This is a genomic window from Dehalococcoidia bacterium (assembly GCA_041653995.1).
GTDB lineage: Bacteria > Chloroflexota > Dehalococcoidia > GIF9 > UBA5629 > CAIMUM01.
The window spans coordinates 1-6352 of the sequence record JBAZEK010000026.1 but is presented as its reverse complement, the minus strand read 5'-3'; the positions used below and the strand labels follow the sequence as shown (position 1 = coordinate 6352).

The window sequence follows — 6352 nt, the reverse complement described above, 5'->3', positions numbered from 1 at the left end:
AAGGGCGATGATCTCGCCTTCGATCTTCGGTGCAACATTTGACATTGCGAAGTATGTACTATCTGGGGTTTCGTAAACAGTCTTGGTTTCCATCGTGAATCTCCTTTGATTCTAGTATCGGCTACTCTCACTCGCCGTTATGTTCTCTGTTTATACTGTTATAACTATAATAACATATAATCATAAAATGTCAATACCTTTCGTGGTTATTCAGAAAAAGACTATAATAATTTAAGCAAACAAAAAGCGCCCGGTTCGTCGCCGAGCGCTTCATTTATATGAGCCGTCTAGCTTCCGGCTTCGTGAATTGCGCCGATAGCCTGATAGTCGGCGGCATAGTCCTCGGCTTCCTCGGCGTCTAACAGCCGCGTACCCCGGCGAGCTTGTGCAGCATACGGCTTCCCGTCTGGCCCGGTCACGCTGGCGGGATCGGCTTGGGCGAAGGTCGTCTCCCGCGCCTTCGGGTGGGTCTGTTCAATCTCGAATACCCAGTTGAGTAACATCGACGGCGACCAGACAACCCATAACGACGCGCCGATAAAGAGGAAGCGCAACCACGTCAAGAGTGGCGCAAGGCTACCGCTACGATTCGCCGTCATCCACCACACGCGCCCGTCGCCGAACTCCCACGCTAGACGCGGCCACACGCCGACCAGTTGCGCGATACACAAGGCGCATCCGGCAATCAACGCCAGGCGCACGGCTTGACGGTGTGCTTGCAAGCGTTCAGTAGCCCAGCGGAGCGTGTATGTAGGTGGTACTATGCGCGTGACGGTCAGGTCTTGCGAGTACAATGCCAACATACCGAGAATCAGCCACCCGGCAGCCTGCCCGGTGACGACAGCCCACACAACCATATAGGCCAGGAGCATAAGGCGCAAGACGATCTGGCTTGCCCAGTAGATTAACGCACCAATGAAGGTATCGCGTAACGTAATGCGCTCGAAGGTGCTACCGCCACGAATAAAAGTCCGTTCATTGCTCATCGTTCACTCCTTTGCTTGTCTCTGCCTGCCTGACTAAAATAGAGACAGCCGTTAAAAACTTATATTTATAACCAGAAATGGCACGTAGAATATTAGTCAGGCAGTCAGGTTATGCAAAGCACTCGCCGCCGCACGGGTGTTCGTAGTCTTTGCCGAATAGTGTAATATTTGCGCGGCGGGCTTCGTTTCTGTCTATCTGCAACGCTTGCGCGTAAAGGTCAGGCCACCGCTCCGCGACTTCTTGCCATTCATCGAGTTGCTGCCCTGGACACATCCAACACCGTGAGCGCGGCGGTAATTCGCCGAACATTTCAAGCGCCGCCATAGCGCAATCGTTACGGGTTATGCCCAGGTCAACCAGGGGGTATATTTTCTGCACCCAGGCGCGCGGCTTGTTTTTCTGCATCCGCTTCCATTCCTCAGCGTGAATACCATAGGCTAGATTGTATCTTGTAATATGCTTGACGCGGCGCAACTCACGGCGCATTACATCGCGCTTCCAGTGAGTAGAGCAGAAACCACGCAGAAAAGCGCCGCCGTCAAGATCAAAGCCGCCGGGCAAGAATGAGCCGCCATTGCCAGACCATAAAGCCGGTAGCGGTTGCTTGACGACATACAACTCAAACGGGAGTTGCCCCCGGTGACGTTCCAGGTATTCCCAGGTTGAAGGACATTCGCGCCCGGTGTCTACGATGACGCCAAGCCACGGCGCGCGGATTCTATCCTGCGCTACTAACGCAGCATAGCCCCAAGAACCAACGCCGCCGCCGAAAGCAAGAATGTCAATCATTGTTACCGTGAACCGGGCAATCGTGAGAGGCAACTTGCACAAAGCCGATAGATGTTTTCGGGCAAGTACAGCCATCCTGTGGGCGGCGCAAGTATGCGTTTTCTGCTGCCAAGCGATCATTCTCTCGCTGTAGTTGTTTGACTGATGTTTTCCACCAATCTAACTCGGTATACAGCGCGCCCATATTGTTGAAGTGGTGATAGTATTCCTCGCACATTATCACGACATAGACACCGTCAATGCCGTAGGGGAAATGATGAAACGCGCCGCTTACTTTGCGCAGATACCAGACTATAAAACCGTGAATCAATTTTCGCATAATGCTCCTTTGTCAGTTAGGTCAGCTTCTACCGTACAGAAGCCGAGTTCATCCAACTGTTCCGCGACGTTGCGCCCCATTTGCAGCAAGCGCCGCGCTGGTTCAGTTCCGGCAATTCCGCATCCAGCCTGACTGAGGGCCGTCTGTAAAAGCCCACGCCCTAACGGTTTAGGCCGATGTGCTGCGTGAATCGCAATGGCAATCTGCTCGTCGGTGAACTGCGTTTCGGGGCGTCCCGGTGAACTGCCCATAAAGCCGCTGATGTCGTATTGCGGGTATTCACGCAAGAGCGGCTCCCCGCTGGTATAGCGTCGTAGTTGTGACGCGGGGATGTGGAGCAACTGACAACGTTCGTCGATGAACGTGCCGTCCGGTTGCTTCGCCGATACCATTGCATCGCCTTTACCAAGCAGAACTTGACACATATCGTCACCGCGAATCAGGCGGCTTGCCGTTGCCGTCGGGGTATGCAACCCTATAGTCGCATCGAACATATCGCGGGTAGCGTTACCGGGACGCCCGAAGGCGACCAATGAAGGCTTGTGCGTGCCAGCGATGATCTTGACGTGGGCGGCGCGGCCTTTCAAGGCAACGTGATCGAACAGCGCCGTGACTGCCGGACTGCGGGCGTTCTCAGTAAACGTGTGGAATTCATCCGCGACGACGATCACCTCTGGAAACGCATCTGTACCGAACGCCAGGTCTTCCGTTTTCTCGGCAAGCATCACGGCATAGCGGCGGTCAATCTCCTGTACCACCCACCCTAATGCATTAATCCATTCTGGTTCGCTAATCGCTACCGGCCCGACCTGTCCCGGCAAGCCGTTGAGGATGCCCAGACCTTGCCCGCCTTTACCGTCGAGATAGACGCTCTGCGTGCGCCGTCCGTGCGGGCGCAAGTTACCGAAGGCGAACAGACACGCCAACAGGCGCATTGTCCACGACTTGCCGCTATCAGTTGTCCCGGCGGTCAGCAGGTGAACGATACTCTCAGAGTGCAGCGTGATCGTGGTATTGCCGTTGGACTTGCCGACTGGGAGCAGATGCCCGTCCAGTGGCGGGCCGCCGGGCGCAATCGAGATCGCGGACGTGAGCGGGATTTCGACTTCCTGCTGTTCGGCAGGCCACGCGGCTTCGGCGACAACGGTCTTGCGGTTGATGTAGGCGTGTGGCATACCGGGCATATCGTCGGCCCACGGCACAAAATGCACCAACACTTCCGGCGACAAGGCGCTCAACAATTCGGGATTCCGCAAGCCGACGTTGAGACTTACCATAGACGAGCGATACCCGGCAATGGCAGTGTAGTCCATTCCATTCGTGGCCTTCGACAGCTTAAACGGTGTCTTGCCGGCAATGAGCGGGTTGCGCAGATTGCCGACCAACGTGGCTGCGAAGTCGCGTGTCATATCGACGCGAGCACTCATAGAACACTCCTTCTTTTTATACTACTAAAGATTATCTCTACCGGTGCGAACAGAACACAACATCAGCACGGTCATAAACGCCGCGATGCCCGCGCAAACGATCCCGGCAGTCTCTCCCCACGCATACGCGCAAAGCGCATAAACGAGCGCCGCGATAGCTGCGGCGATAACGGCGTAGATTGATAGTGTTAAGCAACCCGCCGCGTTCATTCCGCACCTGCACTTTGAGCGCGTGCATCTGCAAGCCAGTTGTATTGCGTGCGTGCAGACGGCAGTGCATAACCTTCCGCTTTTAGCAAGGCTTGCAGTTCTTCGATGGTCAGGGTTGCACGTTCGCCATTCATCTTTGCCGTAATTGCCCGCCAATCTGCAATCGTAGCGGTCTGGTGTTTTGCACTTGCGGCAACTTTCACCGCAACTGGCGCAACCTGCACTGGCGTTTCTGCAACTGCGCGAACCGTCTCTGCAACTTCAAGCCGCTCTTGCGCCACTTTACGGCGCAGACTGGCGCGTTGGTTAGCCACCACTACGCCAATGGCCGAGGCGAACGGGAACAGACACGCCAGTAGCCGGATGAGCGGTGCGCCTTCGATGACCACATTATAGACCGCCGTCGCCACCACAATGCCGGTGGTCGTTGCGTAGAAGCCCAAGAGCAAGCTCAACGGGCGGCGCTCGGATTCCAACGGATTGCGCGGGTTCTGTAGGCGCTTGCCGCTCGCGCCAGTCATTTGCGCGGCGTTGTACTCTTTAGCGTCATTGTACGCGGCATTAGCGTTGACGCCGATCAATTCGAGCGATGCCGCCACACAAGCCGCCACTATCACCGGCAAGCCAAAAATTTGCTGGACAGCCTGCGCCGTCATCACGGCTTCCGGTAACGGGGCGAACCACGTCGCCCCGGCAGACAAAGCCGACAATAGCACGGCGTTAACTTCCTGCGCGGCTTCTTCGACGCGCAACGAGAGGGCGCGTTTACTCGTCGTCATCACCAGTCCCCGTTACCGACAACGTTCCGTCATCATTCACCGGGTAGGAGAGCGTCGGCGCGATGATGTGGCACTCCACGCGCCCGCGCAGCCGGTTGACTACCTCGACAACGTTCCCGGCCCGCGCCAGTTCGATATACTTCGCCAGATTGTGATGCAATTCGGTCATACTAATTTGAATGGTTTCCATAGGTTAACTCCTTTGTTCTTATAGTTGTAAGATATAAACAGTATACACTATTATAACTACGCTGTCAAGAGGAATCGACCGAAATCGCCCGTTATGGCGCTATGCCGTTATGATAATAAAAAGAATGGCGGCAAAAAGGGCGCATTATTGACACGCCCTCTTTTTGCGCTTATAATGAAAACGGTTAGGCGGTTGTCTGGGTGCGATTGCGAGTAACCGAGGATACCGGCAGTCGGAAGCCAGAGGTCACGGCGAAATGAAGGTGAAGAGACGGTAAAGCCGAAATAACCGTCACGATATAATCCGGGGCAGTCGCTCCCAGACAGCCGCCTACGCAAAAGCGCCACCCGCAGCCAACTGGCGGCTTTAATTGCCGTTTCTCGCGTCAATAACTCACGCAAAACGGGCGGATTTCGCCTGAAATCCGCCCGTTTACCGCCGTTAAGCACAATTAGCAGCTATGGGAGAATCTCAGGCCACCACGGTTCGATATAACCTTCCTCACGTATCACTATTGGCAGAAATATTGCGTATGCTACGCGAGGACTCCCAATCGGCGCGCACCCAAAACCCACACACGGCGTCGGCGTCGGGAACTCCGTACCGATCCACGGCGCTGGCGTATAATAGGGCGTCCAGGTCGGCACAGGCGTAGGTTCCCACGTATCATGCTCCAACGGCACATAGACCGTTCGTGAGCCTGCGCTGGTCGTCAGTGTCTCCGTAATCGTCGTCGTTACCCAGTCCCCAGAGACAACGCTCCAATACTTCGTCAATGTCTGTGGCGTTGCTAATGCGCTGGCTACATCCCATGTGATGACGCCGGTATCGGTAAGAATCGTCAATGCGCCTGTTCCCGTTGTATAAACAGCCGTCAATGTGATCGCCGAGGTATCCCACGTTTCTACCAACGTAAACGTAATACCCTCCGTCGCTGTGACCGTATCCACGACACGGATCGAGTTCGTACCCGTGACGGGGATTGCCGCCGACCACCACTCCTGTGCTGCGGTCCCCCGATAGACCGTCTTATCCCATTCCGTGATTCCGGTAGGAGGAGACGGGATCGAACTGAATGTCGTCAACAGGTTAGGGAAATCAACGTTACTGAATAGCAGTGAAAGGGCAAACATCACCAGCATAATCAGCCCGGCCAACCACTTGCCGGACTTCTGCTTTGGCTCGCGCGTGTCCAACGTGTACTCGAGCGCGTCAGCCGTTCCGGGCATCCCGAACCACCCAGCGATACGCACGGCCAGCCGTGCCGTCCTCCACGCCGCGTCGATGCCCACCCCCGTACTGAGCAGTTTCCGCACCATCTGCGCCAGCACATCAGCCCCGGCCAGCGCGCCCTCGGTCCCGCCAAAGTTCACCCCTGGCCCGCTGATCACCGCTTTCGCCCCGGCTACGAAGAGCGCGTCGATCAGCGCCGTGTTCTCGCTGCCATAGCAGGCCCCCACAAATACGACCGTTCCGGCGAGCGGGAGACGTTCCACATCGAGCGCCGTCAGCACATCACGCCCGGCATCATCCACCCACGCCAGGCCATCGCTGCGTGGATGCAGCCACAGCATCACCAGATCATACCGCGCCGCCTCTGGCCATAGCAGCACGCCGCCGCCGGCCAGCACATCTGCCGTATCCCCGGCAA

At 56.3% G+C, this 6352-nt stretch carries 7 protein-coding genes; all 7 read right to left on the bottom strand.

What is annotated here, in order from left to right; genetic code table 11:
* Window positions 1–287: 287 nt before the first annotated feature.
* On the bottom strand, window positions 288–986 hold the full coding sequence (locus WC359_14345; GenBank protein MFA5401626.1) for a hypothetical protein: 699 nt from the start codon (window positions 984–986) through the stop codon (window positions 288–290).
* Window positions 987–1095: 109 nt separating this feature from the next.
* Entirely contained in the window at window positions 1096–1776 is a 681-nt protein-coding gene (locus WC359_14340; GenBank protein ID MFA5401625.1) for a hypothetical protein, read from the bottom strand.
* Window positions 1769–2095: a hypothetical protein gene (locus WC359_14335; protein ID MFA5401624.1), complete on the bottom strand. Its 327-nt coding sequence runs from the start codon at window positions 2093–2095 to the stop codon at window positions 1769–1771. The genes WC359_14340 and WC359_14335 overlap by 8 nt, the downstream gene beginning before the upstream one ends.
* On the bottom strand, window positions 2083–3522 hold the full coding sequence (locus WC359_14330; protein ID MFA5401623.1) for an FtsK/SpoIIIE domain-containing protein: 1440 nt from the start codon (window positions 3520–3522) through the stop codon (window positions 2083–2085). Before WC359_14330 ends, WC359_14335 begins: the two co-directional genes overlap by 13 nt.
* A 206-nt stretch (window positions 3523–3728) precedes the next feature.
* Window positions 3729–4511 (bottom strand): hypothetical protein, encoded by a 783-nt coding sequence (locus WC359_14325; GenBank protein ID MFA5401622.1) that lies wholly within the window; start codon window positions 4509–4511, stop codon window positions 3729–3731.
* Window positions 4498–4701 (bottom strand): hypothetical protein, encoded by a 204-nt coding sequence (locus WC359_14320; protein MFA5401621.1) that lies wholly within the window; start codon window positions 4699–4701, stop codon window positions 4498–4500. Before WC359_14320 ends, WC359_14325 begins: the two co-directional genes overlap by 14 nt.
* Before the next feature lie 458 nt (window positions 4702–5159).
* Window positions 5160–6352 (bottom strand): hypothetical protein (locus WC359_14315; GenBank protein ID MFA5401620.1); only part of this gene is annotated, 1193 nt, incomplete at its 5' end.

What these genes read in the sequence shown, in the direction of transcription:
- WC359_14345 (MFA5401626.1), bottom strand. Translation starts at nt 986, where the DNA reads ATGAGCAATGAACGGACTTTTATTCGTGGCGGTAGCACCTTCGAGCGC.
- WC359_14340 (MFA5401625.1), bottom strand. Translation starts at nt 1,776, where the DNA reads ATGATTGACATTCTTGCTTTCGGCGGCGGCGTTGGTTCTTGGGGCTAT.
- WC359_14335 (MFA5401624.1), bottom strand. Translation starts at nt 2,095, where the DNA reads ATGCGAAAATTGATTCACGGTTTTATAGTCTGGTATCTGCGCAAAGTA.
- WC359_14330 (MFA5401623.1), bottom strand. Translation starts at nt 3,522, where the DNA reads ATGAGTGCTCGCGTCGATATGACACGCGACTTCGCAGCCACGTTGGTC.
- WC359_14325 (MFA5401622.1), bottom strand. Translation starts at nt 4,511, where the DNA reads ATGACGACGAGTAAACGCGCCCTCTCGTTGCGCGTCGAAGAAGCCGCG.
- WC359_14320 (MFA5401621.1), bottom strand. Translation starts at nt 4,701, where the DNA reads ATGGAAACCATTCAAATTAGTATGACCGAATTGCATCACAATCTGGCG.